This window comes from Streptomyces sp. GLSS-08 (assembly GCF_056387915.1).
Genome location: NZ_JBWJAQ010000014.1, coordinates 149302 through 175536, shown reverse-complemented (window position 1 = coordinate 175536; position 26235 = coordinate 149302). Strand labels below are relative to the sequence as shown.

Annotated in this window: 26 protein-coding genes; 11 read left to right on the top strand and 15 right to left on the bottom strand. The window is 71.5% G+C overall.

From position 1 onward, the window contains the following. Window positions 1–34: 34 nt before the first annotated feature. The 6 genes from AC0ZLC_RS24675 to AC0ZLC_RS24650 all read right to left on the bottom strand — a co-directional run bounded on the left by AC0ZLC_RS24675 (window position 35) and on the right by AC0ZLC_RS24650 (window position 8571). Complete coding sequence (locus AC0ZLC_RS24675; RefSeq protein ID WP_476754135.1) at window positions 35–1135, bottom strand: calcium:cation antiporter; 1101 nt, start codon at window positions 1133–1135, stop codon at window positions 35–37. 280 nt (window positions 1136–1415) lie between these two features. Beyond that, the gene (locus AC0ZLC_RS24670) at window positions 1416–2411 is read right to left on the bottom strand and encodes a TerC family protein (RefSeq protein WP_476754134.1); all 996 of its coding nucleotides are present in this window, start codon (window positions 2409–2411) and stop codon (window positions 1416–1418) included. Window positions 2412–2699: 288 nt separating this feature from the next. After that, complete coding sequence (locus AC0ZLC_RS24665; RefSeq protein WP_476754133.1) at window positions 2700–4730, bottom strand: TerD family protein; 2031 nt, start codon at window positions 4728–4730, stop codon at window positions 2700–2702. A gap of 52 nt (window positions 4731–4782) precedes the next feature. Next, on the bottom strand, window positions 4783–5361 hold the full coding sequence (locus AC0ZLC_RS24660) for a TerD family protein (protein ID WP_119104869.1): 579 nt from the start codon (window positions 5359–5361) through the stop codon (window positions 4783–4785). Between the two features lie 176 nt (window positions 5362–5537). Beyond that, window positions 5538–7664: an excinuclease ABC subunit UvrB gene (gene uvrB / locus AC0ZLC_RS24655; protein WP_476754132.1), complete on the bottom strand. Its 2127-nt coding sequence runs from the start codon at window positions 7662–7664 to the stop codon at window positions 5538–5540. Between the two features lie 40 nt (window positions 7665–7704). After that, window positions 7705–8571 (bottom strand): MHYT domain-containing protein, encoded by an 867-nt coding sequence (locus AC0ZLC_RS24650; protein WP_476754131.1) that lies wholly within the window; start codon window positions 8569–8571, stop codon window positions 7705–7707. A gap of 281 nt (window positions 8572–8852) precedes the next feature. Here AC0ZLC_RS24650 and AC0ZLC_RS24645 point away from each other — a divergent pair, with 281 nt between their 5' ends. From AC0ZLC_RS24645 to AC0ZLC_RS24635, 3 genes are all read left to right on the top strand, one after another. Further along, entirely contained in the window at window positions 8853–9728 is an 876-nt protein-coding gene (locus AC0ZLC_RS24645; RefSeq protein WP_476754130.1) for a glycerophosphodiester phosphodiesterase, read from the top strand. A 92-nt stretch (window positions 9729–9820) separates the two neighbouring features. Beyond that, window positions 9821–10375: a methylated-DNA--[protein]-cysteine S-methyltransferase gene (locus AC0ZLC_RS24640; protein WP_476754129.1), complete on the top strand. Its 555-nt coding sequence runs from the start codon at window positions 9821–9823 to the stop codon at window positions 10373–10375. A gap of 94 nt (window positions 10376–10469) precedes the next feature. Beyond that, on the top strand, window positions 10470–11750 hold the full coding sequence (locus tag AC0ZLC_RS24635; protein ID WP_476754128.1) for an MFS transporter: 1281 nt from the start codon (window positions 10470–10472) through the stop codon (window positions 11748–11750). Between the two features lie 119 nt (window positions 11751–11869). Here AC0ZLC_RS24635 and AC0ZLC_RS24630 read toward each other — a convergent pair whose 3' ends face one another. Both AC0ZLC_RS24630 and AC0ZLC_RS24625 read right to left on the bottom strand, forming a co-directional pair. After that, window positions 11870–12232: a cupin domain-containing protein gene (locus tag AC0ZLC_RS24630; RefSeq protein WP_476754127.1), complete on the bottom strand. Its 363-nt coding sequence runs from the start codon at window positions 12230–12232 to the stop codon at window positions 11870–11872. A 181-nt stretch (window positions 12233–12413) separates the two neighbouring features. Then, entirely contained in the window at window positions 12414–12842 is a 429-nt protein-coding gene (locus tag AC0ZLC_RS24625; RefSeq protein WP_476754126.1) for a VOC family protein, read from the bottom strand. Between the two features lie 99 nt (window positions 12843–12941). On the opposite strand from AC0ZLC_RS24625, the gene AC0ZLC_RS24620 reads away from it, so the two are divergent. Beyond that, on the top strand, window positions 12942–13847 hold the full coding sequence (locus tag AC0ZLC_RS24620) for a pseudouridine-5'-phosphate glycosidase (RefSeq protein ID WP_476754125.1): 906 nt from the start codon (window positions 12942–12944) through the stop codon (window positions 13845–13847). A gap of 77 nt (window positions 13848–13924) precedes the next feature. Continuing rightward, complete coding sequence (locus AC0ZLC_RS24615) at window positions 13925–14815, top strand: carbohydrate kinase family protein (RefSeq protein ID WP_476754163.1); 891 nt, start codon at window positions 13925–13927, stop codon at window positions 14813–14815. 20 nt (window positions 14816–14835) lie between these two features. Here the strand turns inward: AC0ZLC_RS24615 and AC0ZLC_RS24610 are convergent, their stop codons facing one another. Further along, a complete protein-coding gene (locus AC0ZLC_RS24610; protein ID WP_476754124.1) occupies window positions 14836–15630 on the bottom strand; it encodes a class I SAM-dependent methyltransferase in 795 nt (264 codons plus the stop codon). Window positions 15631–15977: 347 nt separating this feature from the next. Here AC0ZLC_RS24610 and AC0ZLC_RS24605 point away from each other — a divergent pair, with 347 nt between their 5' ends. Continuing rightward, on the top strand, window positions 15978–17105 hold the full coding sequence (locus tag AC0ZLC_RS24605; RefSeq protein WP_476754123.1) for a magnesium and cobalt transport protein CorA: 1128 nt from the start codon (window positions 15978–15980) through the stop codon (window positions 17103–17105). A gap of 71 nt (window positions 17106–17176) precedes the next feature. Here the strand turns inward: AC0ZLC_RS24605 and AC0ZLC_RS24600 are convergent, their stop codons facing one another. The 3 genes from AC0ZLC_RS24600 to AC0ZLC_RS24590 all read right to left on the bottom strand — a co-directional run bounded on the left by AC0ZLC_RS24600 (window position 17177) and on the right by AC0ZLC_RS24590 (window position 18906). Further along, window positions 17177–17605 (bottom strand): CBS domain-containing protein, encoded by a 429-nt coding sequence (locus tag AC0ZLC_RS24600; protein ID WP_476754122.1) that lies wholly within the window; start codon window positions 17603–17605, stop codon window positions 17177–17179. Window positions 17606–17800: 195 nt separating this feature from the next. Then, window positions 17801–18214 carry a PPOX class F420-dependent oxidoreductase gene (locus AC0ZLC_RS24595; protein WP_388789799.1) on the bottom strand — a complete coding sequence of 138 codons (414 nt, stop codon included), beginning with the start codon at window positions 18212–18214 and terminating at the stop codon, window positions 17801–17803. Window positions 18215–18273: 59 nt separating this feature from the next. Then, window positions 18274–18906 (bottom strand): nucleoside/nucleotide kinase family protein, encoded by a 633-nt coding sequence (locus AC0ZLC_RS24590; protein WP_476754121.1) that lies wholly within the window; start codon window positions 18904–18906, stop codon window positions 18274–18276. 232 nt (window positions 18907–19138) lie between these two features. Between AC0ZLC_RS24590 and AC0ZLC_RS24585 the strand changes: the two genes are divergently transcribed. Both AC0ZLC_RS24585 and AC0ZLC_RS24580 read left to right on the top strand, forming a co-directional pair. Continuing rightward, window positions 19139–19618: an anthrone oxygenase family protein gene (locus tag AC0ZLC_RS24585; protein ID WP_476754120.1), complete on the top strand. Its 480-nt coding sequence runs from the start codon at window positions 19139–19141 to the stop codon at window positions 19616–19618. 222 nt (window positions 19619–19840) lie between these two features. Further along, complete coding sequence (locus AC0ZLC_RS24580) at window positions 19841–21328, top strand: glutamate synthase subunit beta (RefSeq protein ID WP_476754119.1); 1488 nt, start codon at window positions 19841–19843, stop codon at window positions 21326–21328. A gap of 123 nt (window positions 21329–21451) precedes the next feature. On the opposite strand, the gene AC0ZLC_RS24575 is transcribed toward AC0ZLC_RS24580, so the two are convergent. Further along, on the bottom strand, window positions 21452–22036 hold the full coding sequence (locus AC0ZLC_RS24575; protein WP_476754118.1) for a carboxymuconolactone decarboxylase family protein: 585 nt from the start codon (window positions 22034–22036) through the stop codon (window positions 21452–21454). Between the two features lie 41 nt (window positions 22037–22077). Between AC0ZLC_RS24575 and pdxR the strand changes: the two genes are divergently transcribed. Continuing rightward, window positions 22078–23502 (top strand): MocR-like pyridoxine biosynthesis transcription factor PdxR, encoded by a 1425-nt coding sequence (gene pdxR, locus AC0ZLC_RS24570; protein ID WP_476754117.1) that lies wholly within the window; start codon window positions 22078–22080, stop codon window positions 23500–23502. A 71-nt stretch (window positions 23503–23573) separates the two neighbouring features. On the opposite strand, the gene AC0ZLC_RS24565 is transcribed toward pdxR, so the two are convergent. Together AC0ZLC_RS24565 and AC0ZLC_RS24560 are read right to left on the bottom strand one after the other, a co-directional pair. Continuing rightward, a complete protein-coding gene (locus AC0ZLC_RS24565) occupies window positions 23574–23837 on the bottom strand; it encodes a DUF397 domain-containing protein (protein ID WP_476754116.1) in 264 nt (87 codons plus the stop codon). Continuing rightward, a complete protein-coding gene (locus AC0ZLC_RS24560) occupies window positions 23838–24698 on the bottom strand; it encodes a helix-turn-helix domain-containing protein (RefSeq protein WP_476754115.1) in 861 nt (286 codons plus the stop codon). Window positions 24699–25018: 320 nt separating this feature from the next. Here AC0ZLC_RS24560 and AC0ZLC_RS24555 point away from each other — a divergent pair, with 320 nt between their 5' ends. Beyond that, window positions 25019–25798: an ATP-binding protein gene (locus AC0ZLC_RS24555; protein ID WP_476754162.1), complete on the top strand. Its 780-nt coding sequence runs from the start codon at window positions 25019–25021 to the stop codon at window positions 25796–25798. After that, window positions 25789–26235: a hypothetical protein gene (locus AC0ZLC_RS24550; RefSeq protein WP_476754114.1), complete on the top strand. Its 447-nt coding sequence runs from the start codon at window positions 25789–25791 to the stop codon at window positions 26233–26235. Before AC0ZLC_RS24555 ends, AC0ZLC_RS24550 begins: the two co-directional genes overlap by 10 nt.

The window sequence follows — 26235 nt, the reverse complement described above, 5'->3', positions numbered from 1 at the left end:
CTGTGCTGTGTCGTTGGGGAGCGCCCGGCGCTGGCTACGGGTTGACGGCCAGCTCCAGGTAGGCCGCGAACAGCACCAGGTGGACGCCGCCCTGGAGGGGGGTCGCGCGGCCGGGCACGACCGTCAGGGAGCTCACGACGACGGTCAGCGCGAGCAGCACCATGTGCAGCGGGTCGAGACCGAGCACCAGGGGTCCCGACAGCCAGAGGGACGCCAGGGCGACGGCGGGAATGGTCAGGCCGATACTGGCCATCGCCGATCCCAGCGCCAGGTTCAGGCTGGTCTGTACGCGGTCGCGGCGGGCCGACCGCAGCGCGGCGATGGTCTCGGGCAGCAGCACGAGGAGCGCGATGATCACGCCGACCACGGCCTGCGGCATCCCGGCCGCGTCCACGCCGGACTCGATGGTGGGCGAGACCCCTTTGGCGAGGCCCACCACGCCGACGAGAGCCAGACCGAGAAACCCCACGCTGACGGCCGCCGTACGCGCGGACGGCCTGTCGGCGTGGTCGTCCGTCTCGATGACCACGCCCTGCCGGGTGATCGGCAGGAAGTAGTCCCGGTGACGCACTGTCTGGGTGGAGACGAACAGGCCGTACAGGGCCAGCGAGGCGAACGCGGCGAAGGTGAGCTGAGCCGAGGAGAACTCCGGGCCCGGCTTGCTGGTGGTGAACGTCGGCAGCACCAGACTGAGCGTGGCCAGTGTCGCGACCGTGGCCAGGGCGGCGCCGGTCCCTTCCGCGTTGAAGACCGCGAGCCCATGGCGCAGGGAGGCCACGAGCAGGGTGAGGCCGACGATGCCGTTGCACGTGATCATCACGGCCGCGAACACGGTGTCCCGCGCCAGGGTGGAGCTCTTGTCCCCGCCGTCTGCCATCAAAGTGACGATCAGCGCGACCTCGATGACGGTGACGGCCACGGCCAGGACCAGTGAGCCGAACGGTTCGCCCACGCGGTGCGCCACGACCTCGGCGTGGTGGACGGCCGCCAGGACCGATCCCGAGAGGACTACCGTCACGAGCGCCACGACGCCGCCGGACAGGCCGCGGCCCCAGGTGAAGGCCAGCAGGACGACCGCGACCGCCGGCACGACGGCCGTCCACTGCATCGCGAGCGACCGGAGCCGAACGATCATGCAGCGATCGTCGCAGACGCGTCCCGGCCCTGCACGTTCGGTGACGCGGCACGCGTAGGTCCACCGGGCGGCGGAGTCGTCCCCAGCCCGCCGGGTGCCCGGGGGCCCTAGTCGGGTGATCTCGACCGGCCTCGGGGTGCCTCAGCCTTGGCGGGCCTCCGCCGCCAGGGCCACGGCCCGCCGGGTGCGGATGAACGCCCAGGAGCGGCGGGCACCGCGGGGCGGAGTACGGCACCACGCCGCACACCGCCCCGAGGGCCGCCCACCGTCGCCGGCGTCGTCAGACGTCGACGCTGTCCTTCGGCGCGCCCTCCGCAGCGGGGGATTCCTCCCGCGCCTGCTTCCTGGAGGCGATCAGGCTGGTGATCGTGGTGACGATCAGGACGGCGCAGATCACGCCGAGCGAGACCGGTATGGAGATCTCGGGGACGTGCACCCCGGACTCGTGCAGGGCGTGCAGCACCAGCTTCACGCCGATGAAGCCGAGGATGACGGACAGGCCGTAGCTGAGGTGGACCAGCTTCTTCAGCAGACCGCCGATGAGGAAGTACAGCTGCCGCAGGCCCATCAGCGCGAACGCGTTGGCAGTGAACACGATGTACGGGTCCTGGGTCAGGCCGAAGATGGCCGGGATCGAGTCGAGCGCGAAGAGGACGTCGGTGGTGCCGATCGCCAGCATCACGACCAGCATCGGCGTCATGATGCGCTTGCCGTTCTGCCGGATCCACAGCTTCGTGCCGTGATAGCGGTCCGCCACGCCGAAGCGTCGCTCGGCGAACTTCAGCAGCCGGTTCTCCTCGAACTCCTCGTCGTCCTGGTCGGCTCGGGCTTCCTGGATCAGCTTCCAGGCGGTGTAGATGAGGAACGCACCGAAGATGTAGAACACCCAGGCGAAGTTCGAGATGATCGCGGCGCCCGCGGCGATGAATATCGTGCGCAGGACGAGCGCGATGAGCACGCCCACGAGCAGGACACGCTGCTGGTACTTCGTCGGCACCGCGAACTTCGCCATGATCAGGACGAAGACGAAGAGGTTGTCGACGCTCAGCGACTTCTCGGTGATGAAGCCGGCGAAGAACTCTCCCGCGGGCCGGCCGCCGGAGAAGACGAGCAGTCCGAGGCCGAACAGAGCGGCCAGGACGATCCAGACCACCGTCCAGATCCCGGCTTCCTTGAGCGATACGTCGTGGGGCTTTCGCCCGATGAGAAAGTCGACCGCGATCAGTGCGGCCAGACCCACGATGGTCAGGACCCACAGGGTCATGGAAACATCCACTGCGCCTCCGGCAGTACGTAACGGCAGATGGTCAGCGTCGTCGCTACCGGAGGTCTCTTCCACCCGAGGCGGCCGGGGCGCGTGATGCGACCGGTGCCTGCGAGCCGACGCCCCGGGATCTGGCCTGATCCGTATTGACGGGTGCGCCGCAGTTCGTAGGGAGTACTCCCCTCCGTACGGAAAAGAGTACGCGAATCACCAAGGAAAGGTAAAGGGCTTGGTAAAAGAAAATCCAAGTGTGCAGATCAGAGGGCTTTACCAAGGCTTGGCGCGACCCCGGGAGACCCCTCAGCGGTTCCAGGAGCGGCGGGCCTCGGCGATCCGCGCGAGCACCTGCTCGAGCACCTGGCTGCCCGGCGGGACGAGCGAGGGCTCGTACGTCCAGGCGTGACCGACCCACGGGTCGGCGAGGTGGTCCTCCGGGACCGGCGTGAGCCGCAGAAGCGAGCGCCAGAGCGGATCGAGCAGCGGCCCGTACGCGGACGCGTCCTCCCGGTCGGCGACCATCATCAGATGGACGCCGACGGCCGGTCCCTCGTCCGCGAGATAGCGCAGCTGTGTCACCGCACGGTCGTCGAAACCGTGCGGGAAGTCGTGCACGATCACCAGCTGCTCGGCGGTGTCGAAGCCCGGAGGCAGCGAGTCGGCCGCGCCGCCCCGCAACGCCATCTGCACCAGGTCGACGCGCTGGGTGAGCCGGGTCAGCACATCGGCCACCCCCGCCGCGCCCGCGGCCGGCGGACCGGCGAGCACACCGGACCGGACCAGCGGCGCGAGCGAGGCGGCACCCGAACCGGCGGGGTCTATGGCGTGCACCGTGAACTCGCCCGCGGGATAGACGGCGAGCAGACGCGCGGCGTGCGCCACCGCCGACTCCATCGCCAGCCTGCGCAGATCCCCGGAATCGGCAAAGGAGTCGTCGAGGCCGGAACGCCCGCTGTCGATCCACAGACCGCGCTCCAGCGGCAGCCGGACCAGCATCGGGATGCTCAGGCCCTCGCTCTCGGGCAGATGGAGATCGCCGAGCCGCAGGGCCATCGGGATCTCCATCGGGACCCGGTAGCCGTGCCAGACCGGGTTGTCCCAGCGCGCGAACGCCGGGGGCAGCGCCGGCTCGACGACCTCGGCCTCGGCGGTGAGCTGGGCGAGGTCCCGGTCGAGCACGGCCCTGGCCTGGTCGACCAGTTGGGCGTGCTTGGCCTGCGCCGCCTCTCGTGCGGCGTCGCCCTGCCCGCTGATGCGGCTGCGCGGGTCGGACAGGACCTTGTCGAGCTCCTGCTCCATGCGGGAGTCGGCGAAGTCGACGGCGCTGCGGTACGCGGCCGTGCTCCGCGCCAGGTCTTCGAACATGCCCCACACCTGGTTGTAGAGCCGCTCATCCATGGACCAGCCTGTCGCGTCACCCGCGACGGGCTGTGCGGGTTGGCCGGGCTGGGCCGGGGGTGCGGTCGGCGGGGGCGGAGGGGGCGCCGCGGGCTGCCGGCGCGGGTGGCTGTAGTCGACCGGCCCGCCGGTGGCCGGGACCGTCGGCTGCGTGACGGGCGAGGAGTCCGGCTGCGTGAGCCCCCCGGGGTGTCCGCCGTGTCCGGCCGGGCCGGCGTGCAGACCGGGCGGGGCGTACGGGGCCTGGGGCGGCGGCGGTATGTCACCGGAGCCGCCCTGGGTGGTGCCGGGGAGGGGCTGGTCCGGCCCGGCCGCCGAGGCGGCCGCCTGCCGTGAGCGGTCCCCCTCCGACGTGCGCGGCGGGGGCGCCGCCACCGAGCGGGCCAGTCCCTGGGCCACCACCTCGTTGATCACGGCCGCGAGATGCTGCGCCTCGGGCAGTCCCTGGTCGGTGAGCAGCTCGGCGAGGCCGCCCGCGTACCCCTGGCCGACCGCCCGGACCTTCCAGGCGCCCTGCCGGCGGTAGAGCTCCAGGGCGACGACGGCCGATTCGGCGTCGAGGCCGGTGATGGTGTAGCTGGCGACCTCGGCGCCGTCGAGGCCGGTGACGGCGACGAAGGGGGCGGCGACGGCGCCGAAGCGGACCGGACCGCCGGCCCCGGACGGCAGCGCGAGCAGCACGCTGACCCGGTGCACGGCGTCCGGCAGGGCGGCCAGGTCGAAGGCGAGGCGGTGGTCGGCCGCCGCCTGCTTGGAGACCTCGAGTCCGGGCAGGGTGGGAGCACCCGGGTGGGCCACCCACTCGACGCCGTGGACCCTGCCCTTCTCGTCGCTGAGCGTGGCCCCCGCGACGACCGGTCTGCCGGCCGAAACGCGGACCTCAAGACGGACCTGGGAGAGCGGATGGTTCTGTCCCCGGACCAGCTCGGCCGTCATCGCCTTGTCCCCCCGTGTCACTTCGCCTCGTGTGCTGTGCGCCCCGCGGTGCCTACAGGTGCGGCAGGATCGCGGGCATCAGGTCCTGGAACGTCCGGCCGTTGGCCGGGGTGCCGAGGGCCGTCATCTGCCAGCCCGCACCGGCCCGGTGCACCTTCGCCATGATCTGGGCCGTGTACTGCCCGCCGCCGGCGAGCGTGTACCGGGCGAGCTCCTGGCCGTTGGTCTCGTCGACCAGACGGCAGAACGCGTCCTGGACCTCCTGGAACGTCTGGCCCGTGAACGAGTTCACGGTGAAGATGATCTGGTCGATGTGGACCGGGACCCGCTGGAGGTCGACGAGGATGGCCTCGTCGTCGCCGCCCTGGCCCACGCCGCCGACCAGGTTGTCACCGGTGTGCCGCACGGAGCCGTCGTCGCTGACGAGGTGCCGGAAGAAGACCACGTCGACGGGCTGCTTGTCCGCGAACAGCACGGCGGAGGCGTCGAGGTCGATCTCCCGCGTGCGCGAGCCGAACAGGCCGCGCCGGGGGGCCGCCTGCCAGCCGAGCCCCATGCGCACCGCGGTCAGGGTGCCCCCGTCGTTCTTCTGCAGACTGATGGCCTGACCCTTGGTCATGTTGACCGTCACGCGCTGTTCCCCTCTCGAACCGTCCCCTGTTTCCGCGGAGTCCGCGGATGACCAGAACCCTACGCAGCGGCACCGACAGTGCCGAACCCTGGGACGGACTTTGTGTCGGTCTTGCAACACAGTGCGCACCCGAGGGTTCGGTGGGGCCCCTGACCGTCGGCCGGGGCCTCGGGCCGTCAGGCCAGGCCTCCTTCCTTCATCTGCCGCAGTTCCTTCTTCATCTCGGACACCTCGTCGCGCAGCCGGGCCGCGATCTCGAACTGGAGGTCGGCGGCGGCGGCGCGCATCCGCTGCGTCATTTCCTCGATCTGCTCGGCGAGGTCGGCCGCGGGACGGTCCGTCGGAACCGTCTCCTTGCTCTTCCCCCTGCCCTTGGCTGCCTTGCCGCCGAGGGCGGGGACCGGAGCCTTCGCGGGCTTGCCGTCCTTGGTCTTGCGGTAGCCCGAGCCGAGCAGCTGTTCCGTGTCGACGTCCTCGCGGGCGATCTGCGCCACGATGTCGTTGATCTTCTTGCGGAGGGGCTGCGGGTCGATGCCCCGCTCCTTGTTGTACGCGACCTGCTTCTCCCGGCGGCGGTTGGTCTCGTCGATGGCCTTCTCCATCGCCGGGGTGATCTTGTCGGCGTACATGTGGACCTGACCGGAGACGTTGCGCGCCGCGCGGCCGATGGTCTGGATCAGTGAGGTGCCGGAGCGCAGGAAGCCCTCCTTGTCGGCGTCGAGGATCGCCACCAGGGAGACCTCGGGCAGGTCGAGGCCCTCCCGGAGGAGGTTGATGCCGACGAGCACGTCGTACTCACCGGCGCGCAGCTCGCGCAGCAGCTCGACCCGGCGCAGGGTGTCGACGTCGCTGTGCAGGTAGCGGACCTGGATGCCCATCTCGAGGAAGTAGTCGGTGAGGTCCTCCGCCATCTTCTTGGTGAGGGTGGTGACCAGGACGCGCTCGTCCTTCTCGGTGCGCTTGCGGATCTCGTGCACCAGGTCGTCGATCTGGCCCTCGGTGGGCTTGATGACGACCTCGGGGTCGACGAGGCCGGTCGGGCGGATGATCTGCTCGACGAAGCCGTCGCCGCGCGAGAGCTCGTACTTGCCCGGCGTCGCCGACAGGTAGACGGCCTGACCGATGCGCTCCTGGAACTCCTCCCACTTCAGGGGACGGTTGTCCAGGGCGGAGGGCAGCCGGAAGCCGTGGTCGACGAGGGTCCGCTTGCGGGAGGCGTCCCCCTCGTACATGGCGCCGATCTGCGGCACCGTGACGTGCGACTCGTCGATGACCAGCAGGAAGTCGTCCGGAAAGTAGTCGAGCAGGGTGTTCGGCGGGGAGCCGGGCCCACGGCCGTCGAAGTGCATCGAGTAGTTCTCGACGCCGGAACAGGAGCCGATCTGACGGAGCATCTCGATGTCGTACGTCGTGCGCATGCGCAGGCGCTGGGCCTCCAGCAGCTTGCCCTGGGTCTCCAGGGTGGCGAGCCGCTCCCCGAGCTCCTTCTCGATGTCGTTGACCGCGCGCTCCAGGCGCTCGGGGCCGGCCACGTAGTGGGAGGCGGGGAACACGTAGAGCTGGTCGTCGTCGCTGATGACCTCGCCGGTGAGCGGGTGCAGCGTGGAGAGGGCCTCGATCTCGTCACCGAACATCTCGATGCGGACGGCCAGCTCCTCGTAGACCGGGAAGATCTCGATGGTGTCGCCGCGGACCCGGAAGGTGCCCCGGGCGAAGGCCATGTCGTTGCGCGTGTACTGGATGTCGACGAAGCGGCGCAGCAGGTCGTCGCGGTCGATCTCATTGCCGACCTTGAGCGTGACCATGCGGTCCACGTACTCCTGCGGCGTACCGAGGCCGTAGATGCAGGAGACCGAGGCGACCACGACGACGTCGCGGCGGGTGAGCAGTGAGTTGGTCGCGGAGTGGCGCAGGCGCTCCACCTCCTCGTTGATCGAGGAGTCCTTCTCGATGTAGGTGTCCGACTGCGGGACGTACGCCTCGGGCTGGTAGTAGTCGTAGTACGAGACGAAGTACTCCACGGCGTTGTTCGGCAGCAGCTCGCGGAACTCGTTGGCCAGCTGGGCGGCCAGGGTCTTGTTCGGGGCCATCACGAGCGTGGGGCGCTGGAGCTTCTCGATCATCCACGCGGTGGTGGCGGACTTGCCGGTGCCGGTGGCACCGAGCAGGACGACATCCTTCTCACCTGCGCGAATGCGCTTCTCGAGTTCAGCGATGGCCGTCGGCTGGTCACCGCTCGGCTGGTAGGGGCTGACGACCTCGAAGGGCGCCACCGAACGTTCGATCTTGGAAACGGGCCGCATGCCATCAACCGTACGACCCCGCACTGACAACGGGGTCGGATCACCAGTTCTGCGGGGTGCGGGAGCCGTGGTGGCCGGGACGCCGGTCGAGGCGGGACGGCGGACGGTGGCCGGGGTACGGCACGGTGGCGCGGGCCGGGACACCCGGCCTGTTCTCGGTGGGCGTCCAGTCGGGACGACCCATGATCATCAGCGGGTCGAACATCACGACGACGCCGGCCAGGCAGAGGAAGGCCAGCGGGCCGATCATCATCGGCGCGAGCAGGGCGGCGGGCGAGTCGCCCGACGGGGTGCTGGCCGCTCCGTGCAGGTGCACCCTCAGGGCGGCCATGCCCGTGTAGTGCATACCGCTGACGGCGAGCCCCATGACGAGGCTCGCGCCGACGCTCCACAGGAAGCCGCGGACCTGTCCCGCGGCCCACAGGGCCGCGATGGCGGCCACGACCGCGATGACCACCGAGGCGGAGACGGTGAAGGTGTTGTACTCGAGCTTCCCGTTGAGGCGCATGCCCGCCATCCCCAGGTAGTGCATCGAGGCGACGCCGAGGCCGGTGATGGTGCCACCGGTGAAGAGCGGCGTTCCGGTCGCGCCCCGGTATCCGACGATGAAGATCCCGATGCCGACCATGACGATCGCGACGCCGAGGCTCGCGAAGGTCAGCGCCTTGTCGTAGCGCACCGGGCTCTCCGCGACGGAGAACCCCATCATCGCGATGAAGTGCATGGTCCAGATGCCGGAGCCGATCGCCGCCGAGCCGAGGGCCAGCCAGCCCGGCCGCCAGGAGCGGGCGACGAGCATCGATCTGGTGGTGCAGCGCAGCCCGAGCGCCCCTCCCAGTGAGGCCATGAGGTACGCCACCAGCGGGGTGAGGAGTCCGTAACTGAAGCCGTCGACCGTGCCCTGCATGCGCGGTTGCCCTTCCCGCCCTGATCTGTCCTGGATGTTCCTGAAAAGCGCCCGCCCGACAGGTCCGCCGGAACGGACCGGGCCGAGGCGAAGAGTATGACCCCCACCGGAATGGTCGAACGATTTTCCGGCAAAGAATCACGGGCCCGCCCTGCATGTGAGGCCCGCGTGCACGGATTTGGGCAGCGGCATTCAATCCGCGGCCATTCCGCGCCCGCCTCCCGTTGACCCTCTGCTGTCAGTCTGGTGCTGACCGTGATCGCTCGACGCGAGGAGTACGTATGCACGCGCGCGTTGCCGCCGCCACGACCGCAGCGCTTCTCGGGGGCACCGTTCTGATGCTCCCCACTTCCTCCGCCCACGCCGCGGCCGACGACGGCGGCCCGGTCGTCATCGCCCACCGCGGCGCCTCGGCGTACGCCCCCGAGAACACCCTGGCCGCCGTCGACAAGGCGGACGACCTGGGCTTCGGCTGGGTCGAGAACGACGTACAGCGCACCAAGGACGGCGTACTCGTCGTCCTCCACGACGCCACTCTGACGCGGACCACCAACGTCGAGGAGGTCTATCCCGGCCGGGCTCCCTGGAAGGTGGCGGACTTCACCGCGAGGGAGATCTCGCGGCTGGACGCGGGCAGCTGGTTCGCCCCGCGCTACGCGGGCGCACGCGTGCCCACGCTCAGTCAGTACATGAACCGTGTCTCACGCAACCACCAGAAGCTCGTCCTGGAGATCAAGAACCCCGAGCTGTACCCGGGCATCGAACGGCAGACGCTCAAGGTGCTCAGCAACGAGGGCTGGCTCGACCCCGGCCACCTCAGGAGCAGGCTGATCGTCCAGAGCTTCAGCCCGGACAGCGTCCGTACGGTCCACGACCTGCGTCCCGCCGTCAAGACCGCGCTGCTGGGAACGCCGTCGATCGCCGACCTGCCCGAGTACGCGCGGTTCGCCGACCAGATCAACCCCTCGTACACCAGCATCTCCCTCGGGTACGTCGCCGCGGTCCACGCCTTCCGCGGCCCGCACGGCAACCCCCTGGAGGTCCTCACCTGGACCGTCGACGACGCGGACACCGCCCGCCGGGTCGCCCGCTACGACGTCGACGGCGTCATCACCAACAGGCCCGACGTGGTGCGGCGCGCCCTGCGCGACTACTGAACCGGCTCCACCCGGGCCCGGCGCCCGGGGCGTGCACGCCGTGTGGCGTGCACGCCCCGGGCGTTGTCGGTGCCGCGCCGTACGGTGGTCGCATGGACAGCCACGGGCAGTACGGGCAGCAGGTCGTGTGGACCGTCGTGGGCACGGACATCGGCCCGCTGCTGTTGGCCGCGACCCCCGACGGCCTGGTGAACGTGGTGTTCCATGCCACGGACGCGGTGCGCGAGAAAGCGTTGGAGAGACTCGCGTCCCGCCTCGGCGCCGAGCCCGCCGAGGCTCCCGGCTCTCCCCTGCTGACCGAAGCGGCGAGCCAGATGAGGGCCTATTTCGCCGGTGAGCGCCGCGACTTCGAGCTGCCCCTCGACTGGTCACTGATCTCCGGGTTCAACCGCCAGGTGCTGCGCGAGCTGGCAGCCGGTGTCCCGTACGGGGCGGTCGTCGGCTACGGCGACCTCGCCGACCGGGTCGGCCGGCCGGGCGCGGCACAGGCGGTGGGTGTCGCCATGGGCTCCAACCCGCTGCCGGTCGTCGTGCCGTGCCACCGCGTCGTCGAGAGCGACGGCGGCATAGGAGGGTTCGGAGGGGGCCTGGAGACCAAGCGGAGGCTGCTGGCGCTGGAGGGAGTGCTTCCGGAGCCGCTGTTCTGAGGAGTGCGCACACGGCCGGGAACTGGGAGGCTGCGCGGGTGAACCGCTTCTTCCGATGTGCCGAGACGTCCGCCGCCGAACCCGGGCGCCCGCGGTGACCGCCGTCGAGCGGTCCGACGCGCCCGTCGACGCCGCGGCGATACCCGCGCTGCGGCGCCGCACGACCGCGGTACTGATCGCCAGTCAGATCCTCGGCGGGCTCGGCGTCGCCACCGGCATCGCGCTAGCGGTCGTGCTGGCCGAGCAGGTCAGCGGCACCGAGTCCCTGTCGGGGCTGGCTCCCACGGCGACCGTCGCGGGAACGGCGGTGCTGTCCATGCCGCTGGCCGCGCTGATGACGGCGCGCGGACGGCGGCCGGGGCTGGTGCTCGCCTACCTCATCGGTGCCCTGGGGGCCGGTGTCGTCGTGCTCGCGGCGTCCGTCGGCAGTTTTCCGCTGCTGCTGGCCGGGATGGCCCTGTTCGGCGCCGCCTCGTCGGCGAACCTTCAGGCGCGGTTCGCGGCCGCCGACCTGGCCGAGCCGGAGCGGCGTGGCAGGGCCATCTCGAACGTCGTGTGGGCCACCACCGTAGGCGCGGTACTGGGCCCCAACATCGCCGCACCGGCCGGGCGGAGCGTCACCGGGCTGGGCATCCCCGCCGCCGCCGGCCCCTTCCTCTGGGCGGCCGGGGTCTTCCTCGTCTCGGCGCTGCTCGTGGCCCTGCTGCTGCGGCCCGATCCGCTGCTGACCGCCCGCGCCCTGGCTCCTGCCGAGGAGCAGTCTCCGCAGGCACGTTCCCTGCGGGCCGGTGTCGCCGCCGTCGCCGCCTCACCGCGGGCGCGGCTGGCGCTCGGGACGGTGGCGGTGTGCCACACGGCGATGGTCTCGATCATGGCGATGACGCCCATCGACCTCGATCACCACGGAGCCGGCATCGACCTCATCGGGTTCGTGATCAGCTGTCACATCGCCGGTATGTACGCCTTCTCACCGCTCATGGGACGGCTGTCCGACCGGCTCGGGCGGCTCTCCGGGATCGGCCTCGCGGTGGGCCTGCTGGCCTGCGCCGCCCTCCTCGCCGGAACGGCCGACGGCAATCATGTACAGATCACCGTCGGGCTCTTCCTGCTGGGGCTGGGCTGGTCCGCGGGAATGGTGTCCGGTTCCGCGCTCCTCACCGACTCGGTGCCCCAGCCCGCGCGCGCCGCCGCCCAGGGGCTGTCCGACCTGATGATGAACACGGCGGCCGGTATCGGCGGCGCGGCCGCCGGTCTGGTGATCGCGCGGGGGAGTTACGGCTGGCTCAACCTCCTCGCCGCCTGCCTGCTGCTGCCGCTCACCGCCTTGATGCTCTTCACCCGGCGCGGACGCCGGACGGCCACGGCCGGAGGCTGAGCTGCCGGGGGCGGGGTCGGGCGGCGACGCCGGCACGGAGAGACGGGCGGCGAAGGCCGGAGCACGGAGAGGCTGCGGCGAGGGCGGCAGCGCGGCGCGGAGAGGCGGGCGGGCCGGGGTCAGAGGCTGACGTGGTACGCCTTGCGGAGCGTCTCGTGGACCGTCCAGACCGTCCGGTCGCCCTCACGCAGGACCGCCGCGTCCCCGGGGCCCACCTCGAGGACGTCACCGTTCTCGACCTCGATCGTGGCCCGCCCGCTGACGACGACGAACAGTTCATCGGCCTCGGTGTCGGTGGCGACGCCCGGTGTCATCTGCCAGATGCCGCGCAGCTGCTTGCCGTCGGCCGACTCCCACAGCACCTTGCCCGTCACCACCGGGGCGCCGGAGACGATCTGGGCCGGGTCGAGCGGCTCCGGTTCCAGTTCGGCGTCGGGGATGTGCACGGTGAAGGAGGGGACGGTCTGGTTCTTCGTGGTCATGGGCGGTCACCCTAGCGGCAGGACTGACCGGCGACCGCACACGGTTCACTCCCGTATCCGGCCGCCGGAACACACTCAAGGGCGTTACGGAGGGCTGCTTTCTTCGAGAATACGGCCGGTTGGCGCCCCGAGGAGTACCCCCCCCCCCCCCGCGTGGGCAGCCGTCCGCAGCCGCTGCGGCCTACGCGTAGTGCCGCGCCTCGAAGACGTTGCCGTCCGGGTCGCGGAAGTAGAAGCTGCGTACTGCCGCTCCCCGGGCGCCGAAGGCGTCGTACGAGAAGTCGGAGACCGGTACCGACTGCTCCTCCAGCCGGGCCCGCAGCGCGTCGAAATCGCCCTCCCCCAGGGCGAGGCACACATGGTTCACGGGATGGCCCGCGCTGTCGGCGGCACCGGGGAGCATGGTCATGCGCTCGGCCGTCGGCAGGGGCGCGAGATCGAAAATGGTCTCCTCGTTGAGGCGTACGGAGGGAAAGGAGACCTTTCCCTCCGTGAATTCGGTGACCCGCAGGGGCTCCAGGCCGACCGCCTTCTCGTAGAAGTCCGCCGCGGAGACCGGGTCCTCGACCCAGAGGACGATGTGGTCGAGACGTGTCGTGTTGTCCGTCATGCGCCCAGGCTGGTGCCGTATCCCGCAGGCCGCAAGGGGTTTGGCCGGGCACGCCGCCCGCCAGGGATGAGGGAGGACCGACAGACAGGAGGCAGGCGCGTGCTCGTGGTGTCCGAAGAGGTGCGGGAGGCGCTCGACGCGCGCCGGCCGGTGGTGGCCCTGGAGTCGACGATCATCGCGCACGGGCTGCCGCGCCCGCGCAATCTCCAGGTCGCCGTGGAGCTGGAGGACGTCGTACGGCAGGAGGGCGCCGTCCCCGCGACGATCGCCGTGCTGGACGGGCAGCCCCGCGTCGGCCTGGACAAGGAGCGGTTGGAGCGGGTCGCGAACGAGGACGGGATCCGGAAGCTGGGGCACCGCGACCTGCCGCTCGCGGTGGCCACGGGGGCGAGCGGGGCGACGACCGTGTCGGCCACGGCGCTGCTGGCCGCACGCGCGGGCGTGCGCGTGTTCGCCACGGGCGGCCTCGGCGGGGTGCACCGGGAGTGGACGGTGACGCAGGACGAGTCCGCCGACCTGGGCCTGCTGGCCCGGACCCGGATCACGGTGGTGTGCGCGGGGGTGAAGTCGATCCTGGACGTGCCGGCGACCCTCCAGCGCCTGGAGACCCTGGGGGTCGCGGTGGCGGGGTACCGCACCGAGCGGTTCCCCGGCTTCTATCTGTCCGACTCGGGACATCCGGTGGAGTGGACACTCGGGTCCCCGGGCCAGGTGGCCGACGTGATGCGCTCCCAGGACGCGATCGGCGGGCCGGAGTCGGCGCTCGTCGTCGCGAATCCCGTGCCCGAGGAGGAGCAGCTCGACCCCGGGCTCCACGCGCGCGTGCTCGCCGACGCGCTGCACGCGTGCGAGGCCGAAGGGGTGACCGGTCAGGCCGTCACGCCCTTCCTGCTGGACCATCTGGTCCGCCACACCGACGGCGCCTCCCTGAGCGCCAACCTGGCGGCGGTGCGCGGCAATGTCCGGCTCGCGGCCCGGATCGCGTCGGCCTGGGCGGGGGCGTGACGGGAACGGACCGAGGCGGACCCGGACGGGGCGACGGTGCGCGCGGGGGCGGGGCGCCGGACGCAGCCGGCGGGGCGCTGCTCGTCGTGGGCGACATCGTGACGGACATCGTCGCCCGGCACCGCGGGCCGCTCGCGTCGGGCACCGACACGGTGGCGGCCGTCCGGACGGTTCCGGGCGGCGCGGGGGCCAACGTGGCGTGCTGGGCCTCGTACACGGGCTGCCCGGACGTCCGCCTGCTCGGACGCGTGGGAGGGGACGCGGTCGCCTGGCACGAGCGGGAGCTGACGGCTTCCGGCGTACGCACCCACCTCGTCGTCGATCCCGTGGCGCCCACCGGGACGGTGATCTGCCTGGTGGACACGGACGCCGCGGCCCAGCGCACCTTCCTCACCGACAGCGGGGCCGCGTTGCGGATCGAACCCGGCGACTGGTCGCCGTCACTGCTCGACGGGGTCGCCCACCTTCATCTGTCGGGATATCTGTTCTTCTCCGAGCCGAGCCGCGCCCTGGTGACGGTGGCTGTGGCGTCTGCACGCGCGCGTGGCGTGCCGGTGAGCGTGGATCCGGCGTCGGCGGGGTTTTTGGCGGAGCTGGGAGCGGACCGGTTCCTCGCGCTCGTCGAGGGCGTCGACGTGCTGCTGCCGAGTCACGACGAGGCATACCTGCTGACCGGGCTTGCCGATGTGGCGGACGCGGCGGCGAAGTTGAGCCGCCACGTCCCACTGGTGGTCGCGAAGCGGGGAGGCGACGGAGCGTTGGTCGCCCGCGGCGGCACGGTGCTGGCCCGCGTCCCCGCGGTAATCGCCACGCCACGGGACACGACCGGCGCGGGCGACGCTTTCACCGGCGCCTTTCTCGGCGCTCTGCTCGCGGGAGCGGAACCCGGGGATGCGGCGGCGGAGGGATGCAGGGCGGGGGCGGCGGCCGTGGAACGCGTGGGCGGGAGACCACCGTCGGATCCCTGACCGCCGCCGGGCCCGCCCCCTCAGACCTTGCGCCCCCAGGCGGAGATCATCGGAGCCGTGGTCAGGTCCATGGTGCCGGAGGCGACGTTGGCCAGGTGCCGGTCGATGTCCTGGTCCGTGGCCAGGCCCGAACTGACGAGCTGGTCGCGGATCTGCCGGATCGTCGCGAGTTCCACCGCCGCGCAGGCGGGCGAGGTGACGGGGAAGTACGCGTCGGCCTCCACGGGACGCAGCCCCGCCTCGCGCAGCAGGCGCGGGAGTTTGCGGCCGTACGACAGATCACCGCCGCACGCGGCGAGGAGGTCACGGAAGCCGCCCCGCAGACGGTTCGCCAACTGCTGCTCGGGGCCGTGCTCGTCGGGACAGAGAAGGGGTTGCAGAGCCGGGTCGGCCTCCTCGACGAGGAGCCGCCCCCCGGGCCGCAGTGCCCTGATCATCGACCGTAGGGCCCGCTCCCGGTCGGCCACATGGACCAGGAGGAGCCGGGCGTGCACCAGATCGAAACCCTCCCCCGGCGGCTCGTCCGCGCCCACGTCGTGGACGCGCACCTCGACCGGCGGACGCGCTGCCAGGGACACCCATGAGGTGTCGATGTCGGTGGCGAGGACCCGCCCCGTCGGGCCGACCTTCTTGGCCAGCCACGAGACCACCGAGGTGCCGCCCGCGCCGACCTCCCAGCAGCGCCAGCCGGAGCCGACGCCGAAGCGCTCGAGGTGCCGGAACGTCGTGGGGTCGAAGAGAGTGGCGACGGCGTCGAAACGCTGTCCCGCCTCGGCCTGCCGGTTGTCCAGGAGATACCTGTCGGTTCGCATCACGAGTAGATCATCCCATTTGCCCGACTTATCCGGCGCGGTTGACGCACCCGGGTCCGGGCGCCCGGCCCTCGCCGCACACGGAGCGCTCATGACAGCCCACGACCTCGGTCGGAGAGACGGAGTGCGCGACCCGGCCCACGAAGGGGAGGCCGGACTTGACGACCGAAAGGGAGCGCGAGCTCGATCGGCGAAACGGAAGGCGGGCCGGGCGACCCGGGAGGGCCATTCCGCGAAGTGAAGCGGAATACTCCGTTCCCACAGGCTTTCCCGGCCCCCGGGCCGTCCTGGCAGACTGGCCGCGGAAAGGCGCAATCGCGGCGCGAGGAGATCCACGCGAGGAGATCCAGATGTCCATGGCAGGGAATCTGCGGAAGGTCACGAGCCTCGGCAGGGCCGGGGGCCTCCGCAGAGTGGCACGGCTCGCGCGGCGGCGGCCGCGGGTCGACCTGAGCCACCCCGCGCGGTCCCCGCTGGGCTCCGCCGTGGTCAACTGCGTGACGTACAAGGACGGAGTCCGCGTCCCCGGCAGTGGCGATCTGGTCGACGCCGTGAAGGAGGTGCGCAGGCACGGCGACGGCTTCGTCTGGGTCGGGCTGCACGAGCCGACGGTCCGGGAGTTCGCCGGCGTGGCCGAGCTCTTCGACCTGCATCCACTGGCGGTCGAGGACGCGGTGCACGCCCATCAGCGCCCGAAGGTGGAGCGTTACGGGGAGACGCTGTTCGCGGTCTTCAAGACGGTCTGCTACGTCGAGCACGCGGAGCTGACGGCGACCAGCGAGGTGGTCGACACCGGCGAGATCATGGTGTTCGTCGGCCAGGAATTCGTGATCACCGTGCGGCACGGGCGGCACGGCTCGCTCGGCCCGCTGCGCGAGGAGCTGGAGGCCGACCCCGGCCAACTGGCCAAGGGCCCGGCCGCGGTGCTGCACGCGATCGCGGACCACGTCGTCGACGACTACCTGACCGTCACGGACGCCGTGCACGCGGACATCGACCAGGTCGAGACCGACGTCTTCGCGGAGAACGGCGCGCGGACCGACCCGGGGCGCATCTATCAGCTCAAGCGTGAACTGCTGGAGCTGAAGCGGGCCGTGGCCCCCCTGAGCCGCCCCCTTCTCGAGCTGGTGTCCCGGCCGATGCGGGTGATCGACCCGGAGATACAGGCCTACTTCCGGGATGTCTCTGACCATCTGCTGCGCGTCACCGAGCAGATAGCGGCGTTCGACGAGCTGCTCAACTCGATCCTGCAGGCGCATCTCGCCCAAGTGACGGTCGCGCAGAACGAGGACATGCGGAAGATCACCGCATGGGCCGCGGTGATCGCCGTGCCGACGATGGTCTGCGGGGTGTACGGCATGAACTTCGACCACATGCCCGAGCTGCACTGGAAGTACGGCTACGGCTTGGTCCTGGGCGTGATCAGCACGGCGTGCCTATCCCTCTACCGGGGCTTCCGGCGCAACGGCTGGCTCTGAAACCTCTCGCCCGGCACGGGCGTCCGGACGAAGGGCTCCGTCTTCTCATGACCGCGTCAGCGAGCCGTGCGTCAGTGAGCCGTGCTCCTCGCATAGACGCCCTCGACCCAGGAGGCCAGCTGGTCGTCCGTCAGATGTTCGGCCAGGTCGGCTTCGCTGATCATGCCGACGAGACGCTTGTTCTCGATGACGGGAAGACGGCGGATCTGGTGCCCGCGCATCTCCGCGAGCACCTCGCCGACGTCGGAGTCCGCGTCGATCCAGCGCGGCGTGCCCTGAGCCATCTCGCCCGCGGTGACCCGGGCCGGGTCATGGCCCATGGCCACGCAGCCGATGACGATGTCGCGGTCCGTGAGGATGCCGCACAGTCGTTCGTTCTCGTCGCTGATGGGCAGCGCGCCCACGTTGAGTTCGCGCATCAGCTGGGCGGCGCGGTCCAGCGTCTCGTGCGCGGGAATCCACTGGGCACCGCGGTGCATGATGTCTCCGGCGGTGGTCATGGGGTACCTCCCGGTGCCGGACGGCCGGCGCGGCGCGGGTGGGCGCCGCTAGTCCCGGCGCCCTACATTCTCTCCGTGTTCCGGGGGCCACGCACCCGGAGACCGCGGGCCTGCGGGGCCGGCCGCCCGCGGCGGGCGTCCGCGGCGGGCGTCCGCGGCGGGCGTCCGCCTGGTGCCGGCCGGCCCCTGCGGGCATCAGGCGGAGAAGCCCACGACCTTCTCGGGGACGACGCGGATGATGACGCGGACCTCGTCGTCCTTCTCGCCGGGCGGGTCGATGCCGAGGTACTTGTGCGAGAGCTCGTGCGGCAGGCGCTTGCGCTCGTCGGGAAGGATCTCGGCGGTGCCGCGTATCTCGACGGAGGTGTAGGGGTTGGCGAGGTCGAAGACCGAGAGGCTGATGCGGGCGTCGCGCATCAGGTTGCGCACCTTCTGCCGGCGGGCGGTGGACGAGAAGAGCACGGTGTCGCCCTCGCGTTTGATCCAGACCACCGAGTTCTGGGGAGCGCCGTCGGGGCCGAGGGTGGCTACGGCGGCGAAGTTCTTGCCGTCGAGGAGAGCCCGGACGGAGTCGCTGAAGGAGACGGGATGATCGGAAGCCTGTGTCATGGGACCCAGACTAACTACATGCACGTGCATATAAAAGCCCTTGGGGCGGGCGATCCCGGTCAGCCGTTCCACGCCGGGTGGCGCGGATCGTCGGCCCGCACCAGGACGTCGGCCGCGGCACCCGGATCCGCCTCGGCCTCGTAGCGCTCGAAGGCGGGCAGACTCCAGCGTTCACCCTCGGGAGTGCGGCGGTGCAGGGCGGCCGGCGAGAGGCGGACGTGGACGGTCAGATCGAAGGGGAACCAGTGGTGCAGAAGGAGGGGCCCGTGCAGCAACAGTAGCCCGCCGGGCGGGAGTTGGATGTAGGGACTGCGGGTGGCCCGGTCGGCCGCCGGGTCCCAGAGGTCGGGCAGGACACGGCCGTCGCCGCCTGGTTCCAGACGGCCGAAGACCTCCCGCCACAGGGCGCCGGTGTCGAACCAGCCGTCGTAGTAGGCGTCGGCGTCCTGGTGCCCGTACTCGAAGCGGAGCGAGGCCGGCCGCAGGAATCCTTCGGTTCCGACGACCAGTGAGGCCCTGCCGCGGATGCGCAGCGCCTCCGACACCCGGTGTGCGAGGTCGCCGGGGCGGGCGGCCGGTGCCCCGTCGAAGGCGATGCGCGGCCAGGGACTGCCGTCGTCCGGTTTCAGGTCGAGGAGGCGCTCGGCGAGCAGGTCGCCGAGCCGTTCCCAGGTGATCGCTTCGAGTCGCACAGGGCCATGATGCCCCGCTCACGACCTGCCCTCACGGGCGAGGCCGGTGCCGGGCGGAGCAGTTCCAAGCGGTCGCGGCATCGGCGGGCAGGCATCTCGAAACCGGTGGCCGTGGACGTTCGCGCATGCTCCTGCGCAGCTCGGCCATGGTCACGGGGGCAGCGGCAGGCTTCACTAGTCGTGACGGTGGGTGTTGGGCAGGATCTGGTTGGGGCCGGACGGGGGAATTGACATGATCGATGGGCCGTACTTCGTGCTGACGGTGCTGGGTGTGCTCGGCACCGGTCTGGTGGCGGGCGTCTTCTGCGGGTTCTCCGCGTTCGTGATGAAGGGGCTCGCCAAGCTGCCCGCGACGCAGGGGGCGGCCGCCATGCGGGCGATCAACGGGGCGGCGACAACTCCGGCCTTCATGCTCGTGTTCGTGGGGACGACCGTGCTGTGTGCGGTGCTGACGGTGATCACCTTCGTCGTGTGGCCGGACGAGGGCACGGTGGAGTTGCTGCTGGGCAGCGCACTGTATCTGTTCGGCTCGTTCGGCGTGACGGCCGTCGCCAACGTCCCGCGCAACGAGAAGCTCGCCAAGCTGGATCCCGGCACCGCGGAGGCCGCCGCGTACTGGCCCGCCTATGTGCGCGAGTGGACGAGGTGGAACCACGTCCGTACGGTCGCGTCGGCCGCGGCCGCGATGTCGTACGTGCTCGCCCTCGCCTGAGCCGAGCCCAGCCGACCCCGGCCCAGCCGACTCCAGCCGCGCCGACTCCAGCCGCGCCGACTCCAGCCGCGCCGACTCCAGCAGCGCCGAGCCCAGCCCTTGTCGACAGGCCCCCGGAGCAGCGGAAACCGGTGGGCGGAGCCGAGCGGCGCGGGGTGCGGTGACGCCGTATCGTGGCCGAAAGAGCACGCCCCCCGTCACGCGCACACGAGGGAGACGGCCATGGGCGATCCCAGGGGTTTTCTCACCACTTCGCGCGAGGAATGGCCCCGTCGGCCCGTCGCGGAGCGGGTGCGGGACTGGGACGAGGTGTACGTCCCCGGGGCGCTCCTGCCGATCATCGGCGTGCAGGCCGACCGCTGCATGGACTGCGGGATCCCCTTCTGTCACGACTCCTGCCCCCTGGGCAATCTGATCCCGGAGTGGAACGACCTGGTGTCCCGGGACGACTGGCGGGCGGCGAGCGACCGGCTGCACGCGACGAACAACTTTCCCGAGTTCACGGGCCGGCTGTGTCCCGCGCCGTGCGAGGCGGGATGCGTGCTCGCGATCAACCAGCCCGCCGTCACCATCAAGAACGTCGAGGTCGCCATCGCGGACCGGGCCTGGGAGGACGGTTTCGCGCCACCGCGCCCGCCGGACCGGCTCTCCGGACACACGGTCGCCGTGATCGGCTCGGGTCCCGCCGGGCTGGCGGCGGCCCAGCAGCTGACGCGGGCCGGGCACACCGTCGCCGTGTACGAGCGGGCCGACCGGATCGGCGGCCTGCTGCGGTACGGCATCCCCGCGTTCAAGATGGAGAAGCGGCAGCTGGACCGGCGGCTCGACCAGATGCGGGCCGAGGGAACCAGGTTCCGTACGTCGGTGGCGGTCGGGCGGGATGTCGACGCCAAGGAGCTGCGGGCGCGCTACGACGCCGTCGTACTCGCCCTGGGTGCCACCGCCTGGCGCGAACTTCCGGTACCTGGACGGGAGTTGACCGGCATCCATCAGGCGATGGAGTATCTGCCGCTCGCCGACCGGGTGTGCGAGGGGGATCTGGAGGTCTCGCCGCTGTCCGCGGCGGGGAAGCACGTCGTCATCGTGGGTGGCGGGGACACCGGCGCCGACTGCCTGGGCACCGCCGTGCGCGAGGGCGCCGCGTCCGTGACGCAGCTGGACATCTACGCCCAGCCGGGCGCGGCTCGCGACGAGGACGTCGAGCCGTGGCCGACGTACCCGAAGATCTACCGGCTCTCCGCCGCGCACGAGGAGGCCCGCGACCTGGAGACGTCACCGGCGGCGGACGCGGACGCGCGGCTCTTCGCGGCTTCCACGCTGCGCTTCACCGGGGACTCGCGGGGGCATGTCCGCGCACTGCACCTGGTCGAGGTGGACGAGCTGCGCCGCCCGGTTCCGGGGTCCGAGCGCGTCCTGCCCGTCGATCTGGTCCTGCTCGCTCTCGGATTCTTCGGGCCGGACCCCCATGACGGCCTGATCGACCGGCTCGGTCTCGCGGTCGGCCCCCGCGGCACGATCGACCGCGACGCGGACTTCGCGACCAACGTGCCCGGTGTGTACGTCGCCGGCGACGCCGCCCGCGGGCAGTCCCTCGTCGTCTGGGCCATCGCCGAGGGCCGGGCGACGGCGGCCGCGGTCGACCGCCACCTGACCGGCCACTCGCGGCTGCCGGCGCCCATCGGACCGTACGACCGCCCGATGACGGCGTAGCCGGCCCGCCGCCGCGTGACCGGCGGACCCTCTGCCACCCGACCGGCTGCCGCAGCCCGCCCACCGGAACCGAGCCCGGCCGGGACGGCCGCGGGTTCCGGCGGGCGGTCGGCGCGTGCGTGCTCAGCCGCGGGTGTCCGTGCCGGCCTGCTTCGCCGTCGACAGGGCAACCCGGTTCCAGGTGTTGATCGTGAAGATCAGGGCGAGGACGTGGGCCAGTTCCTGGTCGTCGAAGTGGGCGGCGGCCTCCGCGTAGACGTCGTCGGGGACCCCCGAGCCGGCGACGAGGGTGACCGCCTCCGTGAGCGCCAGCGCCGCGCGCTCCTTCGGGGTGAAGAAGTGACGGGCCTCGCGCCACACCGGGACCATGTGCAGGCGGTCCTCGCTCTCGCCCGCCTTGCGGGCGTCGTTGGTGTGCATGTGGAGGCAGTAGGCGCAGCGATTGAGGTGCGAGGCCCGGATCTGGACGAGTTCGACGAGGGCCGGGTCGAGTCCTTCACGGGCCGCCGCGTCGAAACCGATCAGGGCCCGGAAGACCTTCGGGGCGGCCTTCGCGAAGTCGAGGCGGGTGGAGCCGCTCCCGGCCGCCGGAGTGCCCGCGGCGTCCGCCGCACGCGGGGTCCCGTCCGCCGCCGTCAGCGCCGTCGTCGTCGAGTCCGTGTTCGCCGTGACCGTCGTCGTGTTCATCTCGTTCGTCGTCATGACCATGAATCTACGGGCCTGAAAGACCCGCTGTAGGGTGCATTCCCGTGGCGGAATCCTGGGTCAATTCGGCGGAGCGGATCGGTGCGGATCTGCATCTGGAGATGTCCGGGGCGGGGGCGGGCGGCCGTCGGGCGGCGCTGGCCCGTGCGCTGCGCGAGGCCGTCCGGTCGGGCCGGCTGGTGCCGGGCACGCGCCTGCCGCCGTACCGCTCGCTCGCCGCCGACCTCGGCGTGGCCCGCAACACGGTCGCCGACGCGTACGCCGAACTGGTCGCCGAGGGCTGGCTCACCGCCCTCCAGGGTTCCGGCACCCGCGTCGCCGAGCGCGCCGAACCGCTGGGCACCGGCACGCGCGTACCGAAGAAGGCGCCTCCACGCGCGCGTGGCCCCCGGCACGATCTGCGGCAGGGCACGCCGGACGCGTCGTCGTTCCCGCGCGCCGCCTGGCTCGCGTCGTACCGGCGGGCGCTCCAGCAGGCGCCGAGCGAGGTCTTCGGCCCCGGCGATCCGGCCGGCCGCGTCGAACTGCGCGCCGCCCTCGCCGCCTACCTGGCACGCGCGCGGGGGGTGCGCGCCGACCCGGAACGGATCGTGGTCTGCTCGGGCTTCGCGCACGCGCTGCGGCTGCTGTTCACGGGCCCGGACGCGGTGCTGCGGGGACCGCTGGCCGTGGAGTCGTACGGCCTCGGCTTCCATCGCGAGCTGCTGAGCGGCGCGTCGGTACGCACGGTGCCGCTGCCCCTGGACGAAGACGGCGCCCGGGTCGGCCGGTTGGGCCGGGAACGGGCCGTACTCCTCACGCCCGCGCACCAGTTCCCCACCGGCGGACCGCTCCACCCGTCAAGGCGGGCCGCGCTGATCGACTGGGCACGCGCGCGTGGAGGGGTGGTCCTGGAGGACGACTACGACGGGGAGTTCCGTTACGACCGCAAGCCCGTCGGCGCCGTGCAGGGACTGGACCCGGAGCGCGTCGTGTACATCGGCTCCGTCAGCAAGAGCCTGTCCCCCGCGCTGCGGCTGGGATGGATGGTCCTTCCGGAGCGGTACGTCGACGGGGTGCTCGCGGCCAAGGGCGAGCGGGAGGCGTGGGTGAGCGTTCTGGACCAGCTGACGCTGGCGGACTTCGTGGCCTGCGGGTCGTACGACCGTCATGTGCGGCGGATGCGGCAGCGGTACCGGGGGCGGCGCGACCGGCTCGTCGACGCGCTCGCCACCCACGCGCCGCAGGTCGAGGTCACCGGGATCGCGGCCGGTCTGCACGCGGTCCTGCGGCTGCCGTCCGGCACCGAAGCCTCCGTGCTCAAGGCCGCCGCCTGGCAGGGGGTCGCCCTCGACGGGCTCACAGGATTCCGTCATCCGCAGGCGACGACGTCCGCGCCGGACGGCCTGGTCGTGGGCTACGCGACCCCCGCGGAGCACGCGTACGGCGCCGCGCTCGACGCGCTGTGCGGGCTGCTGCCGCCGGGGTGAACGGACCCCGGCCCAGGTCGCGAGGGTGGCGGCTCAGCGCCGTGAGGAGGCGTAACGGGAGGCAGGACCGCTCAGGACAGCAGGAAGTCCGCCTCCCCTGCCTTGGCGCCCTGGATGAAGGCGGTCATCTCGCCGGGCGTGTAGATCAGCGCGGGCCCGTCGGGGTCCGCGGACTGACGGACGGCGATCCGGCCGTCGTCGAGCTTCATCGCCTCCAGGCAGTTGCCGCCGTTGCCGCCGCTCCACGGCTTGTGCCAGCCCTCGCTGCCCAGCTCGCGGGCGGGCATGCCGTTGTAGATCCGCATGGTGCGTATCCGCGGCTTGATGCGTTCCATTCACAGCTCCTTGCGGAGGTCCCGCAGGATCTCCTTCGTGCGATGTGCCGTGGCGGCCTGGGCCGCCATGCGGTCCATGACCTCGAGATGGGTCGCCACCTCGGAGCGCGCGTCCAGGTAGACGGCACCGGTCAGGTACTCGCTGTAGACCATGTCGGGCAGTTCAGGCATGGCGAAGCGGAACAGCACGAAGGGCCCGTACGTGCCGGGGTGCGGCCCCGACGAGAAGGGGGCGATCTGCAGTGTCACGTTGGGCAGCTTCGTGGCCTGGAGCAGCTTGTCGATCTGGGCGCGCATGACCTCGGGGCCGCCGACGGGGCGGTGCAGGGCCGTCTCGTCCATCACGGCCCACAGCCGGGGAGCGTCCTTGCGAGTGAGCAGATTCTGCCGTTGCATGCGCAGCGCGACATGGCGCTCGATGTCGTCGGGCTGCGTCTGGCCGATGGCGCCCGACTTCAGGACGCCCCGGGCGTAGTCCTCGGTCTGCAGCAGCCCGGGCACGAAGTGGGGCTCGTACGAGCGGATCACCGCCGCCGCGCCCTCCAGGCTGACGTACATCGAGAACCAGCCCGGCAGGATGTCGTGGAACCGCTGCCACCAGCCGGGCTTGTTGGCCTCCTCGGCCAGCTGGACGAAGCCCTCGGCCTCCTCGTCACAGACGCCGTACGACTTCAGCAGGAGCTGGAGGTACGGAATCTTCAGGCCGACCTCGGCCATCTCCATACGGCGGACCGTGGCGGGTGCGACACGCAGGATGCGCGCGGCCTCCTCACGCTTCAGACCCGCGCGTTCCCGCAGGTCCAGCAAACGCCGGCCGAGAACGACCTGGCCGACCGTCGGCGCGGACCGCGGTTCGCTCACGTCCCACCTCCACTGAGTCCGGACAGCCCGGGCGGCGCCGTTCGGAGTCCTTTTCCCGGATTCCAACTGGCGCCGCTCGATGTGCTGTTGCGAGCAGTGTGCCATGGCCCTTCACGGAGTCATGCGGCACTCTGCAATTTTCAGAGTGACACTTGCCAAGTGTTCACGGCGGGGCGATAGTGGCAAGCGTGACTCCGTCCGCGCCGTTAGGAACAGACGCCGCCGCAGACCGGACCGGTCTCCGTGCCGCAGCAGGGGTGCGCCCCGATGCGACCGCGGAGCGCCGGTTCCGCTTCGAGCTGGCCGCACACCCGGGTTCTGTGAGACAGGCCCGGCGCCTGACCCATGCCCGGCTGTCGGGCTGGGAGGTGTGCGCGGACACGTGCGACACGGCGGACCTCGTCGTCTCCGAACTGGTCACCAACGCGATCGTCCACACCGCGAGCCGCAGCATCGTGTGCGAGCTGCACGACGGCGACAATCTGGTGCGGATAGCCGTACGTGACGAGGGGTGCGCTCCGGGCGAGCCGCGGCCCTCTCCGCAGGGGGCCGAGGACGAGCACGGCCGGGGCCTGATGCTCGTGGCGGCCGTCTGCCGCGCCTGGGGTGCCCAGGAGCACGGGCCCGGCCTGCTGGTCTGGGCGGAGCTGCCCCGCACGGCGGACGCCACGCACACCACGGATCCGACCGCGGACCTCACGGACCTGGCGGATGCGGCGGACGACCTCTTCGCGATCGACGCGGCGGACCAGCCGTACGTGCCGGACGACCAGCCGTACCTGGCGGAGGACCTGCCGCACCTGGCGGAGGAACAGCCGTACCTGACGCTGGCGCTGCCGCACCCGGCGGAGGAGGACCTGCCGCACCTGGCGGACGGTTTGCCGCACGCGACGGAGCCGCCCCGCGCGGCGACCGTGCCGCACGCCTGCCGGCCGACCGGCGCGCAGGCGCCGCACTCCGGAGTCCCGGGCCGCTCGGGGGGCCGGGAACCGGACACGCAGGCGCGTTCGGACCTCGGCTGGAGCGCCAAGAAGCCCCCGGCCGACGGCCGGGGTTCCGGGACACAGGCGTTCCGGGGGACGGGGGCCGAATGGGTGTGAGGGCGGCGTCGACCGGGACGGCCCCTGTTCTGACCTTGGAGACGCTGGTCCGCCTCAAGCGGGAACAGCGCTCACCGGGGGCACCCAGAAGACTCCCCATACCCGACGGCATGACGGTGCCGCTCGGCTGCGACGCGGTGGCGGTACCCGCGCACTTCGGCCCGGTCCTGCTGTCCCGTCTGCCGCGCGTCGGCTGCGTGTACGCGGACCCGGCCCAGTGGTGGTGGATCGTCCCCTCCGACTCGGACGTCGCCCTGGACTGGCCCGCGCCCGCCCGGTACGCCACGGGGGCGGTCGTACCGGAGGCACCCTCCATTCCCGGGCTCATACACAAACCGGAGAGTACGGTTCCGTACACTCCGCCGATCCCGCTGTACCTGGCCGTATGCCGCGTCATGGGCACCCCACCGCCCTGGTCGCACTCCATCGGTGCCTGA

Excerpts from the sequence above, each read along its gene's own strand:
- AC0ZLC_RS24630 (WP_476754127.1), bottom strand. The coding sequence starts at position 12,232 with ATGACCACGAAGAACCAGACCGTCCCCTCCTTCACCGTGCACATCCCC.
- AC0ZLC_RS24585 (WP_476754120.1), top strand. The coding sequence starts at position 19,139 with ATGATCGATGGGCCGTACTTCGTGCTGACGGTGCTGGGTGTGCTCGGC.
- AC0ZLC_RS24645 (WP_476754130.1), top strand. The coding sequence starts at position 8,853 with ATGCACGCGCGCGTTGCCGCCGCCACGACCGCAGCGCTTCTCGGGGGC.
- AC0ZLC_RS24605 (WP_476754123.1), top strand. The coding sequence starts at position 15,978 with ATGTCCATGGCAGGGAATCTGCGGAAGGTCACGAGCCTCGGCAGGGCC.
- AC0ZLC_RS24600 (WP_476754122.1), bottom strand. The coding sequence starts at position 17,605 with ATGACCACCGCCGGAGACATCATGCACCGCGGTGCCCAGTGGATTCCC.
- AC0ZLC_RS24625 (WP_476754126.1), bottom strand. The coding sequence starts at position 12,842 with ATGACGGACAACACGACACGTCTCGACCACATCGTCCTCTGGGTCGAG.
- uvrB (WP_476754132.1), bottom strand. The coding sequence starts at position 7,664 with ATGCGGCCCGTTTCCAAGATCGAACGTTCGGTGGCGCCCTTCGAGGTC.
- AC0ZLC_RS24665 (WP_476754133.1), bottom strand. The coding sequence starts at position 4,730 with ATGACGGCCGAGCTGGTCCGGGGACAGAACCATCCGCTCTCCCAGGTC.
- AC0ZLC_RS24580 (WP_476754119.1), top strand. The coding sequence starts at position 19,841 with ATGGGCGATCCCAGGGGTTTTCTCACCACTTCGCGCGAGGAATGGCCC.
- AC0ZLC_RS24640 (WP_476754129.1), top strand. The coding sequence starts at position 9,821 with ATGGACAGCCACGGGCAGTACGGGCAGCAGGTCGTGTGGACCGTCGTG.
- AC0ZLC_RS24595 (WP_388789799.1), bottom strand. The coding sequence starts at position 18,214 with ATGACACAGGCTTCCGATCATCCCGTCTCCTTCAGCGACTCCGTCCGG.
- AC0ZLC_RS24675 (WP_476754135.1), bottom strand. The coding sequence starts at position 1,135 with ATGATCGTTCGGCTCCGGTCGCTCGCGATGCAGTGGACGGCCGTCGTG.
- AC0ZLC_RS24650 (WP_476754131.1), bottom strand. The coding sequence starts at position 8,571 with ATGCAGGGCACGGTCGACGGCTTCAGTTACGGACTCCTCACCCCGCTG.
- AC0ZLC_RS24565 (WP_476754116.1), bottom strand. The coding sequence starts at position 23,837 with ATGGAACGCATCAAGCCGCGGATACGCACCATGCGGATCTACAACGGC.
- AC0ZLC_RS24550 (WP_476754114.1), top strand. The coding sequence starts at position 25,789 with ATGGGTGTGAGGGCGGCGTCGACCGGGACGGCCCCTGTTCTGACCTTG.
- AC0ZLC_RS24575 (WP_476754118.1), bottom strand. The coding sequence starts at position 22,036 with ATGGTCATGACGACGAACGAGATGAACACGACGACGGTCACGGCGAAC.